Here is a 20146-nt window from a genome sequence, read left to right as displayed (position 1 = left end):
GGTCTCGACGTTCGACAGTGTTCCATGGTGCATCTGGACGCTTACCTTGGTAGCACCCCAGAAATAGCGCATCCCCAGCGCTTTGATCGCGAGCGCGATCCTTGGAATCTGATCCCCATCGCGCTCGCGATCGGCTTCTTCTCCGGAAGCGATCGCCGTCATCTCCTGACGAGCATCGACATCCCGGTACGCGGATCCATGACGATCCGTCAGCCGCCCACCGCACGCATGTAGTGGCCGTCCGTCGAGATCCCGGACGCCGCGACCGTGAAGCGCACGACCTCGCTGAGATAGCGATCCTCCGATGCTTCGAACACCCGCCCGTCGGCATCGCGGGAGATCCTGCTCAGGCGCAGGATCGGGGCGCCCTGCGGGATGCGCAGCAGTGCGGCATCCTGTTCGTCTGCCGCGACCGCGTCGATCTGGTGCTGCAGGCCGACGATCGGGTGGCCGACGGATGCCAGATAGTCGGTGATCGACACCGCGTCGGTGTCCACCTCGAACAGGCGCCGCCCTGGGACCTCCGTGTAGAAGAGTCTCTCGAGCATGGTCGGACGTCCATCGAGCAGTCGCAGTCGGACGACGCTCACGATCGTGTCGTCGGGGTCGACGCCGAGGAGATCGGCTCGCTCGCCCGCCCGGCGCAGGCTCAGCTCCTGCGTGCGCGCGCCCGGCGTGACGCCGAGGTCGCGGGCCCAGCGGGTGAACGGGACCGACACGTCGACGGCCTGACTCTGCTTGCGCGCGACGACGCGCGCCGGCCTGCCGCGCCCCGTCTCGATGAGGCCCTCGCTGCGCAGTCGCGCGAGCGCGTTGCGGATCGGCCCGCGCGAGGTGCTCCAGCGTTCGGCGAGCTCGGCCTCGGTCGGCACGTCCTCGCCGGGACGCAGCGCCCCCGACGCGATCCGCTCGCGCAGGTCGTCGGCGATTCTGGTGTACACAGCTTCGGCCACATAGGCATACTACTTCTCCATACCCACCACCGTTCCGCTGTTTCGTGTGTGTTCACTCGGGGAAATCGGGAGTGAACGACCCCTGAACTCTTCCGAGTTAGGTACACAAGTCGGTCATGGCGCTGTCAGAGTTACGGGTGGATCACCCCTCCCACCTCTGAAAGGTCCTCATGAAGCTTCGCGCTCTCCCCGTTCTCGCCGGCGCAGCGATCCTCGCGCTCGGTCTCGCAGGCTGTTCCGGCGCCGCCGAGGCGACCGGCTCCGACGCCGACACGGCGTCCACCGCCGGCGGGTTCGCGGTCGACGAGAACACGCTCGTCTTCGGCGTCGTGCCCGACTCGGTCGACACCGAGACGAACTACCAGCCGCTCATGGACTACATCGCCGAGATCACCGGCAAGACGGTCGAGTACCACGAGTCGACCGACTACGCGGCGCTGATCGAAGCCGCCGTCGCCGGCAAGGTCGACGTCGCCTCCTTCTCGGGCTTCACCTACGTGACCGCGACGAACAACGGCGCGAAGCTCACCCCGATCTCCTCGATCGTCACTGAGGAGGGCCAGGAGCCCGGGTACTACTCGCAGGCGATCGTCCCGGTGGACAGCGACATCGACAGCATCGAGGACTTCGCGGGCAAGAAGGTCTGCTTCGTCGACCCGTCTTCGACGTCCGGCTACCTCTTCCCGTCGTACAACCTCATCGAAGCGGGCATCGACCCGACCTCTGACATCACCCCGGTGTTCGCGGGCAAGCACGACGTGTCGGTGCAGAAGGTCGGCGAAGGCGTCGAATGCGAGGTCGGCTTCGCCGAGGACTCCGAGGTCGCGAAGTCCGACAAGGTGAAGGTGATCGACGAGACCATGGTCCCTGGTGCGCCCCTCGTCTACTCCTCGACCCTCCCCGACGACATCGCCCAGGTGCTGATCGACGGACTCGGTGAGATCACTGTCGACGACATCATCGCGGCCGGAATCGACAGCGCCGACAGCGAGTCGTTCCGCAACGTCTTCCACGCGACCGAGCCGGTCGACGACGCGTACTACGACCTGATCCGCGACATCTGCGCGGAGACCGAAGCGGAGCAGTGCAAGGCCTGACCTCCTGAACGAGGCGGAACGCGTCGACTCCGGCGCGTTCCGTCTCGCTTCGCTCGCTCAACGACCAGAACCAGGAGACACAGACATGAACCCCGAATCCGCCGACCTGATCCGCCTCGACGGCGTGACCAAGACCTTCGGCTCGACGACGGCACTGAAAGACGCGTCGCTCCGGGTCGCGCGCGGCGAGATCGTCGTCCTCCTGGGACTCTCCGGATCGGGCAAGTCGACGCTCCTGCGACACCTCGACGGCCTCGAGACCCCGACCGCCGGCGCGGTGCAGGTGCTCGGCGAGCAGGTCCCGGCGCTCACGGGCCGCCGTCTGCGCGCGCTGCGCAGTCGCGTCGGCTTCATCTTCCAGCAGTTCGAGCTCGTCCCCTCGCTGAGCGTCCTCGAGAACGTGCTGACCGGATCACTCTCCACCGTGCGCGGACCCAGGCTCGGGCTCTGGGGCTACTCGAGGGCGGCCAAGATCCGCGCGCTCGAGCACCTCGACCGCGTCGGCCTGCTCGACCGCGCCTATCAGCGCAGCGACACGCTCTCGGGCGGCCAGCAGCAGCGTGTGGCGATCGCCCGCGCCCTCATGCAGGACCCGGACATCCTGCTCGCCGACGAGCCCGTCGCGTCGCTCGACCCCGAGTCCAGCGATCAGGTCATGGCGCTCATCCGCGAGATCGCCGCCGACCGGGGACTCACCGTCGTGTGCAGCCTGCACCAGGTCGACCTCGCGATCTCGTGGGCCGACCGCATCGTCGGGCTCCGCCACGGCGAGATCGTGCTCGACACCCCGACGACCGACCTCACGAAGTCCGAGGTCATGGAGATCTACGGGCGCGTCGCGACGTCGACCGCCGAGATCCAGGCCGTCCAGGTCGAGCTCGCCCTGACGGCGGCGGATGTCGCGCACCACGACCGCGAAGCCGCCGCGTCTACCGTCCCCACCGCGTCCGCCGTCCCCACCGCGTCTGCCGTCCCGACCGCGTCCGCCGTCCCCACCGCATCCGCCGTCCCCACCGCATCCGCTGTCTCCACGAGCGCGGCCGCCACCTCATGACGCTCCTCGACGTCGCGGATTCCCCGCAGGGGCCGGCATCCGACTCGGGCGGCACCGTCGCGCACCGCGCACCCCGTCGCCCCGTCTCGCCCGAACGCATCGCCGCCGGACTCACCCTGCTCGCGCTCGTCGTGCTCGGCATCCTCGCGGTGCGCGAGGTCGACATCTCGATCCCCGCGATGGTGCAGAGCTGGGGCAACGCCGAGAACTTCATGGCCCGGGTCGGCGAACTCGCGTTCCCCGAGTTCGGCGACCTGGTGTGGCTCATCGCCCTCACGGTCGGACTCGTGCTCGTGGGGACGCTGCTCGCCGCCGTGCTGTCGGTGCCGATCGCGTACCTCGCCGCCGTGAACACGACCCCAGGCAACGGATGGCGCGCCGCCGCGCGGTTCGTCGGCGTGCTCACCCGCGCGCTCCCCGACGTGGTGCTCGCGATGGCGTTCGTGCTCATGTTCTCGCTCGGCACGCTCCCCGGCATCCTCGCGATCGGCATCCATTCGATCGGCATGATCTCGAAGATGTTCGCCGACGCGATCGAGCAGATCGACGAGGGACCCCGTCTGGCGATCCGTGCGGCGGGCGGCTCGAAGGTGCAGGAGTTCACGGCCGGCATCCTCCCGCAGGTGCTGCCGAGCTGGGTCGCCACCGTGCTGCACCGCAACGACATCAATCTCCGCGGCAGCGTCGTGCTCGGCTACGTCGGCGTCGCGGGTCTCGGCCTCGAGATGTCGTATGCCTTCAAGGCGCTCAACTACGGCAAGGGCCTCGGCATCGCGCTCGTGATCTTCGTGCTCTGCATCGCCATGGAGATCGTGTCGAGCATGGTGCGCGGCGCGATGCTCGGACAGCAGAAGCACACGCGCTCGTGGATCGACCGGATCATCCACCCGCGGATGCGGGATGCGGAGGCCGTCGCGCCCGCCGAGAGCCCCGCGTGGGCCACGTCGCCGGAGACGGCCGTGCGTCGGCCCTGGACCGCCGAACGGGTGCGGAACACGACCGGTATCGCCGTCGCGGTGCTCGTCGTGATCGGCAGCATCGTGGTCAGTCAGATCAACTGGATGGACTTCTTCACCTTCTGGGGCAAGCTGCCCGAGGTCGCTGTGAAGTTCTGGCCGCCGTCGTTCGGCAGTTACGACGCCTCGGCGATGTTCCTCGCGATGCGCGACACCGTGGCCATCGCGCTCGCGGCGACGGTGCTCACGCTGCTGCCGTCGTTGCTGCTCGGATCGCTCGCAGCCTCGAACGTCGCGCCGAACTCCGGCATCCGCGGCGCCGCGCGTCTGCTGCTCGTCGGCATCCGCGGCATCCCCGAGCTGATCCTCGCGATCGTGCTCGTCGTCATCACCGGGCTCGGAGCGCAGGCCGGCGTGATCGCGCTCGCGATCGGAGGCATCGGTCTGCTCGGCAAACTCATCGCTGACTCCTTCGAAGAGGTCGACCGCGGCCCCGAGCGCGCGCTGCGAGCGGTGGGTGCGACGCGCCTGCAGACCTATGCCTCGGCCACCGTGCCGCAGGGCGCACAGGCGCTCATCGGGCACAGCTTCTACATGCTCGACACGAACATCCGCGCGGCCACGATCCTCGGCATCGTCGGTGGCGGGGGCGTCGGCTACTACCTGCTGAACGCGAGTCAGGGTTCCCGTTACGAGACGGTGACGGCGATCGTGCTCATGATCCTCGTCACGGTGCTCGTGGTCGAGGGCCTCGCGATGTGGATGCGGAAGGTGTTCCGGTGAGCGGCGCGGATGGTGTTCCGGGCTCGGGTGCGGATGGTGTTCCGGTGACGGGTGCGGATGGTGTTCCGGTGACGGGTGCGGATGGTGTTCCGGTGACGGGTGCGGATGGTGTTCCGGTGACGGGTGCGGAAGGTCTTCCGGTGACGGATGCGGAAGGTGTTCCGGTGACGGGTGCGGGTGGTGTTCCGGTCTCGGGTGCTGACGGTCTTCCGGTGAGCGGCGCGGAGAGCCCGGGCACTCCGAGTCCGAGAGCGCAGGACTCCGCCGACCTCGTCGTCGTCGGGTCGGGCATCGTCGGACTCGGCGCGGCCTACGCGGCTGCGCGGCGAGGGCTGCGTGTCGTGGTCGTCGATCGCTCGGCCGCTCCCGTCGGGGCGACGATCCGCAACTTCGGACATCTGTGCATCGGCGCGCAGTCGGGTGAGGCGCGACGTTACGCGGACCTCTCGCGCGAACTCTGGCTGCGTCTCGCACGTGACGCCGGATTCTGGCTCCGCGAGTCGGGCACGCTGGTCGCCGCGCGGCACGATGACGAGATGGCCGTGCTCGCGCACGCGGCGCGGGACGGCGGCATCCGGATGCTGGATGCTGACGAGCTGCGGCGTCTCGCACCGCTCCGCGCCGAGGGGCTCGTCGGCGGAGCGCACATCGAGACCGACCTGCAGACCGATCCGCGGGCCGCTGCACCCGCGATCGTGCGGCATCTCGCGGCGCTCGGCGTCGAGTTCCGGTTCCGCACCGCGGTCACGGAGGTCTCCACGGGCATCGTGCGCACGACACGGGGGACGATCGCGGCCGGCGCCGTCGTCGTCGCGGCCAACCACGACATCGACCAGCTGATGCCCGAGCTCGCCGAACGCGCGGGTGTGGAGCGCTGCGCCCTCGACATGATGCGCATCGCGGTCGATCTGCCGCGCCCGCTCTCCGCACCGCTCCTCACCGGGTGGTCGTTGGTGCGGTACGGACGGTTCTCGGCGGGTGCGGCTGGTCAGGCCGTGCGCGAGCGGCTGCACGCCGAGCGACCCGATCTCGCGGCGCTCGACCTCAACCAGATGTACACACAGCTGCCCGACGGCACGCTCATCCTGGGCGATTCGCACGCGACCGCCGCGGCGCCGGAGCCCTTCCAGCCCGAGGCCGCCTTCTCGGCGTTCCTCACCGAGGCGGAGTCGCTGTTCGACATGCGCGCCCTGCGAGTACTGGAGCGCTGGCAGGGCGTGTACGCCAAGGGACCGCAGGACTTCCTCGTCGACCGGGGCGTCGAGGGGGTGCTGGTGCTCGCCGCGACCACCGGCATCGGCATGACGACGGGACTGGGGCTCGCCGAAGAGAATCTCACCGCCGCCTTCGGGTGGACACCCGCATTGGAAGGAACATCATGACCGCTCCCGGATCTCGTCCCCTCGAACTCGTCGTGCTCGACATGGCCGGCACGACCGTGCGCGACGACGGCGTCGTGGAATCCGCGTTCCAGCGCGCGGCAGAGCGCACCGGCGTCGCCGACCGGATGCCCTGGGACGACGCGCTGCAGTACGTGCGCGACACCATGGGGCAGTCGAAGATCGACGTCTTCACGCACCTCGCGGCGGGTGACCGCGACGCGGCGGCCCGCGCGACCGCAGCTTTCGAGGACGCCTACGCCGAGATCGTCGCCGAGCAGGGGGTGACGCCCGTCGCCGGTGCGGCGGACGCGATCCGTGAGCTCAAGGCAGCCGGCCTCGCGGTCGCGCTGACGACCGGATTCGCACCCGTCACCCGCGACGCGCTGATCGACGCTCTCGGATGGCGCGGGCTCGTCGACCTCGCCCTGTCGCCGGTGGATGCCGGACGAGGCCGCCCCGCACCCGACCTCGTGCTCACGGCGTTGATGCGCATGGAGACGTCGTCGGTCGCGGCCGTCGCTGTCGTCGGCGACACGGTCAGCGACGTCGAGTCCGGATGCCGCGCGGGTGCCGGCTTCGTCGCGGGAGTGCTGACCGGCGCCCACGACGCTCGCGCTCTCGCGGACGCGGGCGCCGACGCGGTGCTCGCCGATGTCACGGGGCTGCACGGAGCGCTGACGGCGCGCGGTCTGCTACCCCTGGTCACGGCCTCCTGAGGCCCGGGCATGGGCACACTGCTGATCCGTCCTCCCGGCCATCGTCGGGACGTCGCGTTGCGACCCGCCGCGACCGCCATGGTCTGGATCGGAGAAGGACACCCGCACGAGACGATCGCGGTGCCCGGGGTCGCGCTCGGTGACGGCGACGTGCTCGTCGCGGTCGAACTGTCGACCATCTGCGGGTCGGATGTGCACACCGTGCAGGGTCGTCGGTCGGCGCCGACGCCTCTCGTTCTGGGGCACGAGAGCGTCGGGCGTGTGATCGCCACGGGCGACGTCGGCGCCACGACCGTCGACGGGACGCCGGTGCGCATCGGCGATCGCATCGTCTGGTCGGTCACGGTGTCGTGCGGTTCCTGCGATCGCTGCGACGGCGGTCTGCCGCAGAAGTGTCGCACGCTCGGCAAGTACGGACACGATCGCATCGGCGTGCACGGCGACCTCGCGGGTGCTTTCGCGAGCCATGTGCAGGTGCGCGCGGGCACGGCGATCGTGCGAGCGCCGGAGTCGCTGCCGGCGGCCGTGCTCGCGCCCGCGTCCTGCGCGACCGCGACGGCGTGGGCGGCGGTCGCTCGTGCAGCGCGCGAGCACGACCTCGACGGCGCCGTCGTGCGCATCCACGGCGCGGGCCTGGTCGGGCTCTCGGCCGCCGCCATCGCAGTCGAGCAGGGAGCGACGGTCGAGGTGCTCGACCCGAATCCACGCCGACGTGCTCTCGCGACACGCTTCGGTGCAGGGTGCGGGCACCGTGACCCGGACGTCGTGATCGAGGCATCGGGACATGCCGTGGTCGAGGCCCTCGACGGAGTCGCCACCGGAGGCATCGTCGTACTCGTCGGAAGCGTGTTCCCGGCCGATCCCGTGCCGTTCGACGCCGAGAGCGCCGTGCGCCGGTTGGTCACGATCGCCGGGGTGCACAATTACACGGGCGCGGATCTGGCCGATGCTGTGGCGTTCCTGGCCGGGCGAGGCCGGGCGTATCCCTTCGCGGAGGCGGTCGGCGAGGTGCGCCAGCTCGCGGCGATCGACGATGCGCTCGCCGCGGCATCCGCACCCGACGCGCCCCTGCGGATCGGACTCATCCCCGGGCGGTGAGGCGAGAGGCGCGCGAGCCGCGGGTCGTGGGTCGTGGGTCGTGACAGGCGGATTGCGGGTTGCGGGGTTTGGGCTGCGGGGTTCGCGGGTCGTGGGGTTCGCGGGTCGCGGGTTTCGGATCGCGGGTTGTGGTCACGGGATTCTCGGGTCGTGGTCGTGGGGTTCGGGCCGTGGTTCGCAGATCGGGCGTCTTGCGTTCTGGTGCCGTGGTCAGCGGCTCGTGCTCGCGCGGATCGCGCCGTCGACGCGTCCCGCCGCGCCGGCGCGACGCCTGCACGACGCGCACTCATCACGAAGCGCACTCACACCACGCACGCTCATCACGACGCACACCGATCACACGAACATGACTCGTCGTCGGGGTGGGTCGGTGTAGCGGCGCCGGAGGGGGCTGGTCCAGGTGAGGTCGCCGCCGGGCTGTTGGTGCGCGGTCCACCGGTGCTCCTCGTGGACGTCGGGGTGTTTGAGCGTGTGGTGGCCTCTGCAGAGGTGCGCGAGGTTGTCGATGTGGGTTCGGCCGCCGAGGGCGTGGTCGTGATTGTGGTCGATGTCGCAGCGGTGCACCGGGGCGCGGCACCCGGGGAAGCGACAGTGCTGGTCGCGGGCGCGGAGGAACCGTCGCATCGACTCCGTCGGGGTGTAGGTGTCGGTCTCGGTCACCAGCCCGGCGGGGTCGAGGAAGAGGCGGGTCCATCCGGTCGTGTGTCCGGCGAGAGCGCGGGCGATGTCGGGGTCGAGAGGTCCGTGGCCGTCGAGTTCTGCGGGGCGGTCGTCGCCACCGGTCAGGGTGCTCGCGGCGACCGTCACCTGGATGCGTGGCTGGATGGCCCCGAGCCCCGCCCCGAGTGCCTCACTCGGGGCGGAGGTGAGGAGCAGGTCGGCCAGGAGGTCGGCGCGGATCTGGTCGAGCGTGCGCTCGTCGCCGGAGACGTGTTCGATGTCGGGGCTGGACGGGTCTGTGAGCGGATCGACCAGTCCGGCGAGCGGATCGGAGTCTCCCGTGGTGGGGTCGGTCGTGAACGTGTCGCTGTGTCCGAAGATCGCCGCGGATGGGTCGCGCTCGGTGGGTGGGTGATCACCGAGGGGTTCGAGGGGCGGGAGGACCGGGGCGCGATCGTCTCGAGTGCGGACGATGTGGCGGGCCATGGCGGTGAGGCGATCGGCGATCGCGACGGCGAGCCATTCGGGGAGCACGGCGCTGAGCAGGGCGAGGCCGTCGTCGACCGCCCGCACGGTGACGCAGCGTTCGCCGGCGGCACGGCGGTGTCGTTCGACGATGGTCTCACCCGCGAGGGACGCGGCCACCTGGCGGGCGTGGGCGCGGGTGCGAGCGGCGGTGTCGTTCTCGGCGACGACGAGCACCGCCGCCTCGAACAGGGTCAACGTCTCGGCATCCACCCGGTTGCTCCGCACGGCCTCGCCCACCACGCCGCTCGCGCGCACGATCTCCCGCACGTGCCCCGCGCTGATCGCCCCCACCTCGAACGCTGCCCGCACCGCGGGCAGATCGAGAGCGAGGGTGCGGGCGTCGGTGAAGGAGTGCTCCACCGTGGCTTGAGGTGTGCGACCCGCGGCCGCGTACTCCGCGATCATCGATCGGTAGATCGCATCCCGGTGGAACGGGCTTCCGGCGGCATCCGCGTCGTGCACCGCGATCCGCTCGACCAGCAAGCCGGACGCGCGCGCTTCGAGCGTCGCGATCTGCCGTCGGGTCTCGACCCACTCATCGAGCAGACGACACCGCTCCTGCATGTCGAGGTCGAGGTCGGTGGTCGATGCCATACCTCGAGTTTAGAACAAATATTCGAACCTGAACCGTTGTGTCACGGAACATACCGGCATCCCGCACGTCCACCGCGCGCCGGCGCAAGGACGTCTGCCCGCCGCAGTCAGCCGGTCTTCTCGGCGCCGTCCGCCCCGCCCTCGGCGCCGTCCGCCCCGCCCTCGGCGTCGTGCGCGGCATCCCCCTGGTCCGCGTAGTCGGGCCGCGGCTGCTGCAGCGGCTGGTCGGAGTACTCGCCGCCGAGCCGCCCTCCGAACGGTCGCCCGTGGTCGGCGAACTCCTCGCGCGCGAACGTCAGCGTCCAGTCGCCGATCGTGAACTGCGCGCCCGTGCGCAGCGTCTCGCTGCGGTCGCCCGCATGCGTCGCATCCGCCGCGGGGTTGGTGTTCATACCACCCTCGCCGTGCATCTCGAGCACGTACTCGTCGCGCTCATCGTGCGTGATCGTCGCGTGCACGGGATCGGCGTCGGGGATGCGCAGATCGGCGTCTGCGGACGAGCCGATGCGCACGACCTCGCTCTCGAGCGCGAACTCGGACCGGTCGTCGTCGTGGTTCACACGCAGACGCGGGTTTCCGGCGCCGTACTCCGCGTGCGTCGTCGTGGGGGTGTACCCCTCGTCCGGGCGGTCGTCGATGTGTCGTGCGTTCATGAGCAGGCCTCCTCGATGTGTACGACGATGCTAGGCGCAGGCGAGGAAGCCGCAAAGAGGGGTTGACTTCCCGGGTCCGCGCCGTCAGTCGATGCGAGACATGTCGCACCCGTCGCTTAGGATCGAGCCATCCACGTCGATGCGCCGGTCACCGTGCGGCATCCGTGGCGAGGAGAACGGGCGGGAGAGGTCCGATGGGCAAGTTCATCTACGAGGGCAACGTCAAGACCGAGATCGAGGATCGGGCTCTCACGCACCTGCAGCTCGTGATCACCGCGAAGCTGCGACGCTCCGAGCCGTTCCCCTTCAGCTGGCGGGAGGATGCGAGCGTGGGCGGTGGGCGTACCACGGTGTGGGTGCAGCCGGGCAGCTCCCTCGTATTCAAGTACTTCGGCAGCCGTCAGCCGTCGATCAACCGCGCGTGGATCGAGGCGCTGGCCTTCACCGCCAATGCGCCGAGCGGCCTGCATCTCGTACCCGAACCGCAGGAGTCGCACGCGGCGGCAGAGCACGTCGATGAATCGGTGACGCCGCAGGTCTGACCCGCGACCGGACGCGGCCGTCGACCACCATCCGTGTCGCCGGCCCCTAGGCTGGACGGGTGCAGAAGTCCGCGTCGTCTCGCCCGCTGGTGGGCGTCGCCCTCGTCATCGGCTCCTGCCTCTCGCTGCCGTTCGGCGCCGCCGTCGCGGCCCAGCTCTTCCCGGTGCTCGGCCCCTGGGGCGTGACCTCCTTGCGGGTCGCCATCGCGGCCCTGCTGCTGCTGGCGATCGTGCGTCCGAAGCCGCGTGGCTGGAACCGCGCGCAGTGGGCCGCAGCGGCCCTGTTCGGTCTCTCGCTCGCGGCGATGAACGCGAGCTTCTACGCCGCGATCGACCGCATCCCGCTCGGTCCTGCGGTCGCGATCGAGTTCCTCGGTCCGCTCGTGCTCGCCGCGGTGCTCACCCGCCGGCTCGCCGACGCCGCGTGGGTCGGCGTCGCGGTCGTCGGCATCGGGCTGCTGGGCGTCGACGGACTGATCGGCGCCGAGCCGCTGGACCCCATCGGCGTCATGTTCGCGCTCATCGCCGCCGGATTCTGGGTCATGTACATCCGGATGAGCGCGCGCGTCGGCGCGCTCATCCCCGGCAGCGGAGGTCTGGCGATGGGTTTGGCCGTCGCCGCCGTGCTGCTCGTCCCGGTCGGCATCCCGGCCGCCGTCACGGTGGCGGGCGACCTGCAGCTGCTGCTGCTCGCCGCGATCACCGCTGTGCTGTCGTCGGTGATCCCCTACAGCTTCGAGCTCGCCGCGCTCCGTCGACTGCCGCAGCGCGTGTTCGGCGTGCTGCTGAGTCTCGAGCCCGCATTCGCGACGCTGGCCGGCTGGCTGGTGCTCGGGCAGTCGGCCACCCCGCTCAAGATGCTGGCCATCGCGCTCGTGGTGGTCGCGAGCGTCGGGACGACCCTCGGCGCACGCCGACGGCGGGACGAGGGCGGGCGCACCGACACCGGCCCGTTCACCGCGCCCATCCCGCTTCCCGACTGAGGGGTCGCTCCGCAAAGGAGGCCGTCACGCCGCGACGGAGGCCGCGGACGGCAGCGGGTAGCGCCGCCGAAGGAGCACGCGCTGCACCAGCGTCCACGCGACGGTGACCGTGAGGTAGATCGCCGCGGCGAGGGGCACGAACGCGGCGAACACGGCCGTGAGGTAGTGCAGAGCTCCCGCCACGCGCATCATGGCCGGGGAGTTCAGGGGCGACTCCTCGGCGCCCTCGACCGGCACGGGGCGGAAGACCCGTCGCGAGATCTCGGCGACGGCCACGATGATCGCCAGCAGCACGCCGAACACGAGGAACGTCGAGGCGGTCGCGGTGCCGCCGAACAGCGCCGAGATCAGGCTCGTGCCCAGCGGGGCGCCGAACAGCTCGTGCGTGAGCAGATCGTTGGGGTGACCGGCGATCTCGGGTCGCAGGAACAGCGTGTAGATCAGGCCCACGACCGGCGCCTGGGCGAGCACGGGCAGCATGCCCGCGAAGGGCGAGGTGTTCTCGGAGCGATACAGCTCCATCATCTCCTTCTGCAGCCGCTCCGGGTTCTTCTTGTGGCGCTTCTGCAGTGCGCGCAGTCGAGGCGCGAGACGCGCCCTGATCTGCTCGGCCTTGGCCTGCGAGACCCCGACGGGGATCAGCAGGGCGCGCACCAGAAGGGTCACGAGCACGACCGCGAGGGCCGCGGCGGATGCTCCGGCGAGCGGTTCGACGAGGGTGGCGAGGCCGGCCAGCGCGCCGTAGGCGGCGTCGAGCAGAGCGGCGATGGGAGGGAAGGCGAAGATGTCCATGGAAGTCCGTTCGTGTGTCGGGATGGGTCGGCGAAGGCCGCGCGATCCCGTACGGAGGACGGACTACGCGGCGGAGGCGACTCCCGGCGCACGAGGACGAGGATGCCCCGCGGCATCCGGATCGCTCTGCGCGAGCAGCGTCGAGGCGTCGATCGCGCGCAGCGGATGCGGGGCGCTGCGCGGTGTCGGCGGCGCCAGGCTCAGCGCGACGGCGATCGTGAGGGTGGTCAGCGCGATCAGCGCGATCGCGAGACCGAGGGCGGCGGCATCGGGCACCGCCACGAGGCCGAGCGCGGACGCGACGAAGGTCAGCATCTGACCGAACCAGTCGCCCATGCGCACACACCTCCCTTCCGGCGAGCGTAACACCGGGGCATGGTCCGTCAGTCGTCGAAGCCGCTCTGTCCGCTGCGGGCGTAGCCTCGAGACATGAGTGATCTGCGCGACCTGTTCGGCATCGAGCATCCGATCGTCCTCGGCCCGTTCGGCGGCCTCTCGTCTGTCGCACTGACCGCCGCGGTGAGCGAGGCGGGCGGCCTCGGCGGCTTCGGTCTGTACGGGTTCGACGGCGACCGCATCCGCTCGACCGTCGCGGAGCTCAGGGAGGCGACGGCGCACCCCTTCGCGGTGAACATCTGGCTGCCCACCGGCGACGAGGTCGAGCCGAACGCCCAGCACACCGTGTTCGCGCAGGCGCTGCAGCCGTTCTACGAAGCCGTCGGACTCGAGGTCCCCGGGCGCCCGGAGCAGTACCTGCCGTCGCTCGACGAGCAGCTCGACGCGATCTGGGAGGCGGCGCCTCCCGTGCTCAGCGTCGTGTTCGGCGTGCCCTCGGGCGAGATGATCGACGAGGCGCGTCGCCGCGGCATCCGCATCGTCGGCACCGCCACGACCGTCGCCGAGGCGATCGCGCTCGCCGAGGCGCGGGTGGATGCCGTCGTCACGACCGGCCTGGAGGCAGGAGGCCACCGGGTGTCTTTCCTGCGCCCGGCGGAGGATTCGCTGATCGGCACGCTGGCGCTCGTGCCGCAGGTCGTCGACGCCGTGGACGTGCCCGTGATCGCGGCGGGAGGCATCGCCGACCGGCGAGGGGTCGCCGCGGCGTTCGCACTCGGCGCCTCGGCCGTGCAGGTCGGCACGGCGTTCCTCGCGACCGCGGAGTCGGCCACGACCGACGCCCACCGCGAGGCGATCCGCTCGACGGCGGCCGACGAGACCATGCTCACGCGGGCGATGAGCGGACGTCTCGCCCGCGGGGCGCGCAACCGTGCCGTGCGGGCGATCGAGGCGAGCGGCACGATCGCGCCGTTCCCCATGCAGAACTGGCTCACCGGAAAGTTCCGCGCCGTGGCGAACGAGCAGGGCCTCGGGGAGCTGCAGTCGCTGTGGATGGGGCAGGGCGCTCCGCTGGCGCGCGGGCGCACGGCATCCGAGGCCTTCGCGGAACTGTTGGCGGGGGTGCCGGAACGAAACTGATTCGGATATGGCTAGAGAGCTGGCTAGAATGCACACATGTCGACCCATAATGTTCTGGATGCGCGGAACAACCTCTCGCGATTGATCGTGGAGTCGCAGAGCGGCGAAGACGTCGTCATCACCCGGCGCGGCACTCCTGTCGTCCGGCTCGTGCCCGTCGGACCCGTCGACATGATTCAGAGCGGACGACTGCTCGTGGAGTGGATCGAGAGCTCGCCGCTCCCACCGCGGCTCACGCGCCTCGCGCGCGAGATCGACGCGCAGATCGCCGAGAATCGGGACGCCTGGGAATGATCTATCTCGACTCCTGCATCCTGATCTACGCACTCGAGGACGCAGGGCCCCGCGGCGATGCCGTTCGCCGCCGGCTTCGGAGCACGGACGAGACGGTGGCGTCGAGTCCGCTCGCGCTGCAGGAGTGTCTCGTGCTCCCGATCCGGGAGCGGAACCTCGAGGTGCGGGATCGATATCTGGCGCTCTTCGATCACCTCGAAAGCATCCCCCTTGACACAGCTGTCTTCGTGCGTGCCGCTGAGCTCCGCGCCGACTTCGGGGTCAAGACGCCGGACGCCTTGCATCTCGCCGCCGCGCAGCTCTCGGGATGCGCGGAGTTCTGGACGAACGACCGAAGGCTCGCATCCGCGTCGCATGGTCTCGCCGTCGACGTGATCGACGACGGCGGCTCGCCCTGACGGCGCTTCGCCGCTAGAGGATGACGGTCGAGCGGCCGTGCACGATCACACGGTCCTCGGCATGCCACTGCACGGCTCGCGCGAGCACGAGACGCTCGACGTCGGCGCCCCGGCGTTGCAGCTCGGCCGCGGACTCGGAGTGCGTGACGCGCGTGACGTCCTGCTCGATGATCGGCCCCTCGTCGAGGTCGGCCGTCGCGTAGTGCGCCGTGGCGCCGATGAGCTTGACGCCGCGCTCCTTGGCTCGCGCGTAGGGGTTCGCGCCGATGAACGCGGGCAGGAACGAGTGGTGGATGTTGATCACCGGAGCTTCTAGGCGCTCGATGAAGTCGTCGGTGAGGATCTGCATGTAACGCGCGAGCACCACGAGGTCGACGTTGCCGCGCAGCAGATCGAGCTGGCGCTGCTCCATCGTCTCCTTGTCGCCCGAGGGGATGTGCACGAAGGGCACCCCGAACGAGCGCACGGCCTCGGCGAGATCGGGGTGGTTCGACACGACCATCGTCACGTCGATGTCGAGCTGACCGCGCTGCGTGCGCCACAGCAGCTCCATGAGGCAGTGGTCGTACTTCGAGACGAAGATCGCGACGCGCTTGCGGCGGGCGGTGTCGTGCAGCGACCACTCCATGCCGAAGCGATCGGCAACGACGGCGAGATCGGCCTCGAGCGCGGTGCGGGCGGCGGAGAGCCCCGGAAGGTGGATCACCGTGCGCTGGAAGAAGCGTCCGCCCTCGGAGTCCGTCGAGTGCTGGTCGAGCGAGATGATGTTCGCGCCGTGCTGCGCGAGCACACCCGCGACGGCGGCGACGATGCCGGGCTGGTCGTCGCAGGCGATCAGCAGGCGGGCGGTGTCGGGCTGGGGCATGGGGACTCCTCGGGGGTGTGCATCGATTCTGCCGTGGATGCGACCACCGGGCGAATCGCGGCCATAACCTGGAGGGATGCAGACGCCCGCACCCCTCGCCTCGCAGCTGCTCGCCGACGCGAGAGTCGCTCTGCAGGGCGCCCCCACGGAGGGGCTGGGAGAGGAGCGGGAGTCGCGCTGGCGAGGCCACCGCATCGTGAAGATCGGCCGGGTCTGGCACCTCGGCGTGCTCCTGCTCACCGACACGCATGCGCTCGCGACGGCCGAGGTGCTGCGCGCCGCCGACCCCGGCCGGCGCGGCTACACCGCCGAGTCGGCGCGCGAACGGGCCGAGCGCCGGGCGCTGGCCCTGCGCGGCGGGTTCGACGAGGGCGAGGTCGCGCACGTCGGATGGTCGGTCATCGACGTCGACGCCGTGGATGCCGGGGGAGCGTCAGGGCCGCTCGCGGTCGTCGACGGCGTGCCCTCGGTGCACTGGAGCACGGCCGGCGGATGGATGCCGTTGGAGGCGTATCTGCGCGAACGCATCGAGCTCCTGCATCCCGGTCGTTGAGCGAGGAGCACAGCGACGAGGCGACACGCGTCGCGCGTCAGCCGGCGAACGTCTCCGCGAAGCGACGCAGCAGCGCGGCGCCCTCCGTCACGGAGGCCGCGAGCACCTGGCCCTGAACGAGGTCGAACTCCTCGGGGTCGAAGTACCCGGTCGTCCGGTAGAACGTCATGCGGTCGGCGAAGTCGCGCGGCGTGGGCTCCGGGTGGAACTGTGCCGTGTACAGGTGCGTGCCCACGCGGTAGGCCTGCACGGGGCACGTCGCGTTCGTCGCGAGCAGCACGGCGCCGTCGGGCAGCGCCACCGCACTCTCCTTGTGCGCCGTGAAGACCGTGAGCGCCGGCGCGCTGGGGCCGAACACCGGGTCGGCGGCTCCGGCCGCGGTCGTCTCGATCACGGTCGCGCTGGCCGGCTCCGGCGTCGCCGTCGTGACCTCGCCACCCAGCATCCGCGTCACGACACCGATGCTGAAACACGTGAAGAACGCCGCGATGCGTCGGTCGATCGCGAGCCGGGCCAGTGTCTCGAGGTCGGTCTCGACCCGCTGCTGCTCCGGCGTCTTGTGATCGTCGCTCACGTTGAACGGCGACCCGCCCACCACGACGCCGCGGTACCGGCTCAGGTCGACCGTGTCGAGGCGGTGCGAGAGCAGATCGAGGCGGTCGACGACGTCGACGCCGAGCGCCCGCCGGAACGACGCGTGCTCGGCATCCGCCGCCCCGCGCTCCGGGCGTACGCACACGTAGAGAAGCGAGACCACCACGAGAGTCTAACGAGCGCGGACGATGTCGCCCGACGCACCTGTCACCGGGACGAGTTCGCGGTGCGGCCGCGCACGATGCCGACGAAGGTGTCGACATCGGCGGTCGTCCGGTCTCGCCGCCACGCCAGCGCGACCGTCGAGGCGGGGCCGTCGACGAGGGGTCGGTGCCCGACATCCTTGCGGTGATGCAGTCGCGCGAGTGACATCGGCACGATCACGATTGCGGTGCCCGCGGAGGCGGTGGCGATCGCGTCGGCCGTCGACATCGCGGAGAAGCGCGCGGCGACCGCACCCGGTATGTCGAGAGCCGGGAGCGCGTCGTCGGTCAGAGCGATCACGACCTCGCCCGCGAGGTCCGCGGTCGTGAGCTCGTCAGCGGCGAGCAGATGCGATTCGCTCGAGGCCACGACCACCGGCACCTCGTCATAGAGGGGAATGATGTGCAGGCCGTCATCGGCGATCGGCAGGCGCACCAGGGCGGCGTCGAGATCGTCGAGAGCGGCGCGCTGGCCCGCGATCTCGATCGGCACGAGATCGAGCGGCACGTGCGACATGCGCTGCTTCCAGGCATCGATCCACTTGCCCGGTGTCGCTCCCGGCACCGCTCCGAGGCGGAAGGTGCGCGGCTCCTCCGGCTCGGCCGCCGGAGCATCGAACACGATCTTCGCGGTCTTGCGCGGGGGCTTGGCCGGCGGGAAGCGCTGCGCGGGAGCGGCCTTGTTGCGGCGCGCGGGCGTTCCCTTGCCGGAGCCGCGCGCCGGTCGTCGTCCCTGGTTCGCCATGTGCTCCAGGCTACTCGCCGCGTCGCGGAGCGTGCGGCGGGCCACGTCACCTCCTGCAGGCGCAGAAGCTCAGCAGGTCACGCCGCGAGCCAGAGTCCCTTCGGGGTGGTGGCGATCGTGAGACCCGCGGCGACGGTCTCGTCGTCGCCGATTCGGGCGCCGCGGACGATGCGCGCTCCGGCGCCGATCTCGGTGCGGACGCCGATGTGCGCGTGGTCTCCCACGGCCGCGCCCTCGCCGATGTGTGCGTGCGCGTCGATGAACGCTCCTTCGCCGATCACGGCATCCGGTTCGATCCACGCGCCGCGGGCGATGGACGCCCCGGCGCCGACGCGCGCGCCGGGTTCGATGTAGGCGCCGGCCTCGATGTGCGCCTTCGGATGGACCTTCGCGCCATGCGCGACGAGACCCCGACCGTTGGCGTGCTTGCGGTAACGCAGCGTGTCGCCTCGGTCGTTCTCGATGTCGACGTAGTTCTTGCCCACGATTCCTCCCGTGTTCCGGAGCTTCCCGGATATATGAACAACCACTTGGTGTTCGGATTCATTCCCCGGAATGGATGGGATGGATGCGGCGTGTCACCGTTGGCAGACCGGGCACCAGAACGTGACGCGCTCGCGCGTCGGGTCGGCGCCCAGCTCGCCGCGCCGGATGAGAGTGCCGCAGCGACGGCACGGACGACCCGAGCGCCCGTACACCCACGTGCCCTGCCCCGGTCGGTCGACCCCCGTGAAGGTGCGGTGCCGGCGATCGCGGTTCGCGCGGATCGTGCGCACGCCGAGGTCGAGCAGCGCCGGGACGTCGACCTCGGGCGTCGGCGTCGTCGGCAGCACGCCACGCAGGAACAGCAGCTCGGCCGCATACTCGTTGCCGAAACCCGCGACGTTGCGTTGATCGAGCAGGGCGACATGGATGCTGCGGGCGTCGGCGCTCAGCCGCCGCACCGCCTCGACGGCATCCCAGTCGGAGGCGAGGGGATCGGGGCCGAGGTGCCCGACGAGCTCGTGCTCGTCACGGGTCGGTACGACCTCGATGTCGGCGAGGTCGATCCCCACGGCCTCGCTGCGGGCGGTGCCGACGATCGCACGCACCTTGAAGGCTGGATGCCGCCACCTCTCGCCCGGACGGTAGACGAGCCAGGCGCCGTCCATGCGCAGGTGGGAATGCAGCGTCGTGTCGCCGATGCGCAGCAGCAGATGCTTGCCGCGGGAACCCGACGACACGACGGCCTGCCCCGTCAGATCGACCGTGGCCGCCTGCGGCACGCGGAGGTCGAAGCGCACGACCTCGTCGCCGACCAGAGCCTGCTCCAGACGGCGGGCGGTGCGGAAGACGGTATCGCCCTCGGGCATCAGGCGGGTCCTGCGCCGGGAGGCGGCGGGAGCGGTGCGGGTCTCGCGTCAGCGGCGGGCGGCGGCGGGGGTGTCGGTTGCGGTTGCGGTTGCGGCTGTGCGGTGAGCGGGGTCCGCTGCAGCATCGTGCGGGCGAGGACCGTGGATCCCGCGACAGCGGCCGGCATCACGGCGACCGCGCCGCCGGGCACCAGAAAGCATAGCTGAGTGGCGACACCGAACCCGAGCACGCGGGCGCGGCTTCCGCGGAACAGCTCCGCCCGATCGATCGACGTCAGATCGCGGGCGTCGAAGGCCCTGGCGGTGAGTTCTCGCGCCAGCATCCGTCCGGTGAGGATCACACCGACGACAGGGCCGAGCACGCCCCCGATCAGCGGGACGAGTCCGAGCAGCAGAACGACGATCGCTGCGAGGATGCCGAGGAGCACGAGTCGGAGCCCCTCGCCCAGCGCCGACCAGAAGCCGCCGCCGTCGGTCGCGGGCGCGTCGCCCAGGTCGGTCTCGACCGCTCGCCAGATGCGCTGGTAGAACGGGTCGCCGATCGCGAGGGCCAGAGCGCTGAACACCGCGCTGGCGAGAGCGAGCGCGGCCGCGAACAGGACGATGCCGACCGCGCCGCGGAACAGTGCGCGCCACGGGGCGATCCACCCGTCGGCGAACGGCGTCAAGGCGTCGGCGATCGCCCCCAGAGACAGCGCGAGCGGGATCAGCGCCGCGAACAGCAGCACGGCCGCGATCACGGCGGGCACGAGTCCGAGCGCCATGAGGCGCGGGCGGGTGCGCCACGTGCCGAAACCGCGCAGCAGCATGCGCACGCCCTCGCCGAACTCGCGGATCATGCGTCCAGCCTAGGAGGGGGCGCCGACATGAGCGTG

General features: G+C 70.6%; 24 protein-coding genes. 13 read left to right on the top strand and 11 right to left on the bottom strand.

Annotated features, from left to right (window positions below; all coding sequences use genetic code 11):
• The first annotated feature begins 24 nt into the window (after nt 1-24).
• On the top strand, nt 25-234 hold the full coding sequence (locus ACIPYT_RS01595; protein ID WP_401069870.1) for a hypothetical protein: 210 nt from the start codon (nt 25-27) through the stop codon (nt 232-234).
• Here the strand turns inward: ACIPYT_RS01595 and ACIPYT_RS01590 are convergent.
• Complete coding sequence (locus tag ACIPYT_RS01590) at nt 210-953, bottom strand: GntR family transcriptional regulator (protein ID WP_401069867.1); 744 nt, start codon at nt 951-953, stop codon at nt 210-212. The two genes, ACIPYT_RS01595 and ACIPYT_RS01590, sit on opposite strands and share 25 nt — an antisense overlap.
• A 170-nt stretch (nt 954-1123) precedes the next feature.
• On the opposite strand from ACIPYT_RS01590, the gene phnD reads away from it, so the two are divergent.
• From phnD to ACIPYT_RS01560, 6 genes are all read left to right on the top strand, one after another.
• On the top strand, nt 1124-2050 hold the full coding sequence (gene phnD, locus ACIPYT_RS01585) for a phosphate/phosphite/phosphonate ABC transporter substrate-binding protein (protein WP_401069863.1): 927 nt from the start codon (nt 1124-1126) through the stop codon (nt 2048-2050).
• Between the two features lie 85 nt (nt 2051-2135).
• Complete coding sequence (gene phnC / locus ACIPYT_RS01580) at nt 2136-3104, top strand: phosphonate ABC transporter ATP-binding protein (RefSeq protein WP_401069860.1); 969 nt, start codon at nt 2136-2138, stop codon at nt 3102-3104.
• On the top strand, nt 3101-4843 hold the full coding sequence (locus ACIPYT_RS01575; RefSeq protein ID WP_401069857.1) for a PhnE/PtxC family ABC transporter permease: 1743 nt from the start codon (nt 3101-3103) through the stop codon (nt 4841-4843). Before phnC ends, ACIPYT_RS01575 begins: the two co-directional genes overlap by 4 nt.
• Before the next feature lie 212 nt (nt 4844-5055).
• Entirely contained in the window at nt 5056-6225 is a 1170-nt protein-coding gene (locus ACIPYT_RS01570; RefSeq protein ID WP_401069854.1) for a TIGR03364 family FAD-dependent oxidoreductase, read from the top strand.
• Nucleotides 6222-6941 carry an HAD family hydrolase gene (locus ACIPYT_RS01565; protein WP_401069852.1) on the top strand — a complete coding sequence of 240 codons (720 nt, stop codon included), beginning with the start codon at nt 6222-6224 and terminating at the stop codon, nt 6939-6941. Before ACIPYT_RS01570 ends, ACIPYT_RS01565 begins: the two co-directional genes overlap by 4 nt.
• Nucleotides 6942-6950: 9 nt before the next feature.
• On the top strand, nt 6951-8039 hold the full coding sequence (locus ACIPYT_RS01560; protein ID WP_401069850.1) for an alcohol dehydrogenase catalytic domain-containing protein: 1089 nt from the start codon (nt 6951-6953) through the stop codon (nt 8037-8039).
• Nucleotides 8040-8375: 336 nt separating this feature from the next.
• On the opposite strand, the gene ACIPYT_RS01555 is transcribed toward ACIPYT_RS01560, so the two are convergent.
• On the bottom strand, nt 8376-9821 hold the full coding sequence (locus ACIPYT_RS01555) for a DUF222 domain-containing protein (protein WP_401069847.1): 1446 nt from the start codon (nt 9819-9821) through the stop codon (nt 8376-8378).
• Between the two features lie 107 nt (nt 9822-9928).
• Nucleotides 9929-10474, bottom strand: a complete 546-nt coding sequence (locus ACIPYT_RS01550) for an FHA domain-containing protein (RefSeq protein ID WP_401069844.1) — start codon at nt 10472-10474, stop codon at nt 9929-9931.
• Between the two features lie 194 nt (nt 10475-10668).
• On the opposite strand from ACIPYT_RS01550, the gene ACIPYT_RS01545 reads away from it, so the two are divergent.
• Nucleotides 10669-11016, top strand: a complete 348-nt coding sequence (locus ACIPYT_RS01545; protein ID WP_401069841.1) for an ATP-dependent DNA ligase — start codon at nt 10669-10671, stop codon at nt 11014-11016.
• Between the two features lie 59 nt (nt 11017-11075).
• A complete protein-coding gene (locus tag ACIPYT_RS01540) occupies nt 11076-11999 on the top strand; it encodes an EamA family transporter (protein WP_401069839.1) in 924 nt (307 codons plus the stop codon).
• Nucleotides 12000-12023: 24 nt separating this feature from the next.
• On the opposite strand, the gene ACIPYT_RS01535 is transcribed toward ACIPYT_RS01540, so the two are convergent.
• Complete coding sequence (locus ACIPYT_RS01535) at nt 12024-12791, bottom strand: YidC/Oxa1 family membrane protein insertase (RefSeq protein ID WP_401069836.1); 768 nt, start codon at nt 12789-12791, stop codon at nt 12024-12026.
• Nucleotides 12792-12854: 63 nt separating this feature from the next.
• Nucleotides 12855-13127, bottom strand: coding sequence for a DUF6412 domain-containing protein (locus tag ACIPYT_RS01530; protein WP_401069834.1), 273 nt, complete (start codon nt 13125-13127; stop codon nt 12855-12857).
• Between the two features lie 93 nt (nt 13128-13220).
• On the opposite strand from ACIPYT_RS01530, the gene ACIPYT_RS01525 reads away from it, so the two are divergent.
• Genes ACIPYT_RS01525 through ACIPYT_RS01515 form a run of 3 tightly spaced genes read left to right on the top strand, consistent with a single transcriptional unit; the run spans nt 13221 to nt 14959 of the window.
• A complete protein-coding gene (locus ACIPYT_RS01525) occupies nt 13221-14267 on the top strand; it encodes an NAD(P)H-dependent flavin oxidoreductase (protein ID WP_401069831.1) in 1047 nt (348 codons plus the stop codon).
• A 36-nt stretch (nt 14268-14303) separates the two neighbouring features.
• Nucleotides 14304-14561, top strand: a complete 258-nt coding sequence (locus ACIPYT_RS01520; RefSeq protein WP_401069828.1) for a type II toxin-antitoxin system Phd/YefM family antitoxin — start codon at nt 14304-14306, stop codon at nt 14559-14561.
• On the top strand, nt 14558-14959 hold the full coding sequence (locus ACIPYT_RS01515) for a type II toxin-antitoxin system VapC family toxin (RefSeq protein WP_401069825.1): 402 nt from the start codon (nt 14558-14560) through the stop codon (nt 14957-14959). Before ACIPYT_RS01520 ends, ACIPYT_RS01515 begins: the two co-directional genes overlap by 4 nt.
• A gap of 13 nt (nt 14960-14972) precedes the next feature.
• Here ACIPYT_RS01515 and purU read toward each other — a convergent pair whose 3' ends face one another.
• Nucleotides 14973-15824, bottom strand: a complete 852-nt coding sequence (gene purU, locus ACIPYT_RS01510) for a formyltetrahydrofolate deformylase (protein WP_401069823.1) — start codon at nt 15822-15824, stop codon at nt 14973-14975.
• A 76-nt stretch (nt 15825-15900) separates the two neighbouring features.
• Here purU and ACIPYT_RS01505 point away from each other — a divergent pair, with 76 nt between their 5' ends.
• A complete protein-coding gene (locus tag ACIPYT_RS01505) occupies nt 15901-16377 on the top strand; it encodes a glutaminase (protein WP_401069821.1) in 477 nt (158 codons plus the stop codon).
• Nucleotides 16378-16414: 37 nt separating this feature from the next.
• On the opposite strand, the gene ACIPYT_RS01500 is transcribed toward ACIPYT_RS01505, so the two are convergent.
• From ACIPYT_RS01500 to ACIPYT_RS01480, 5 genes are all read right to left on the bottom strand, one after another.
• Complete coding sequence (locus ACIPYT_RS01500) at nt 16415-17134, bottom strand: GMP synthase (protein ID WP_401069818.1); 720 nt, start codon at nt 17132-17134, stop codon at nt 16415-16417.
• A 44-nt stretch (nt 17135-17178) separates the two neighbouring features.
• Nucleotides 17179-17919, bottom strand: a complete 741-nt coding sequence (locus tag ACIPYT_RS01495; RefSeq protein ID WP_401069815.1) for a LysR substrate-binding domain-containing protein — start codon at nt 17917-17919, stop codon at nt 17179-17181.
• Between the two features lie 77 nt (nt 17920-17996).
• Complete coding sequence (locus ACIPYT_RS01490; protein ID WP_400818923.1) at nt 17997-18404, bottom strand: DapH/DapD/GlmU-related protein; 408 nt, start codon at nt 18402-18404, stop codon at nt 17997-17999.
• 93 nt (nt 18405-18497) lie between these two features.
• Entirely contained in the window at nt 18498-19271 is a 774-nt protein-coding gene (locus ACIPYT_RS01485; RefSeq protein ID WP_401069812.1) for a DNA-formamidopyrimidine glycosylase family protein, read from the bottom strand.
• On the bottom strand, nt 19271-20110 hold the full coding sequence (locus tag ACIPYT_RS01480; RefSeq protein ID WP_401069809.1) for an EI24 domain-containing protein: 840 nt from the start codon (nt 20108-20110) through the stop codon (nt 19271-19273). The genes ACIPYT_RS01485 and ACIPYT_RS01480 overlap by 1 nt, the downstream gene beginning before the upstream one ends.
• Between the last annotated feature and the right edge of the window lie 36 nt (nt 20111-20146).

Source organism: Microbacterium sp. NPDC089695, from assembly GCF_044749085.1.
Classification (GTDB): Bacteria; Actinomycetota; Actinomycetes; order Actinomycetales; family Microbacteriaceae; genus Microbacterium.
The sequence above is the reverse complement of the archived record's forward strand: the minus strand, read 5'-3'. Positions and strand labels throughout refer to the sequence as shown.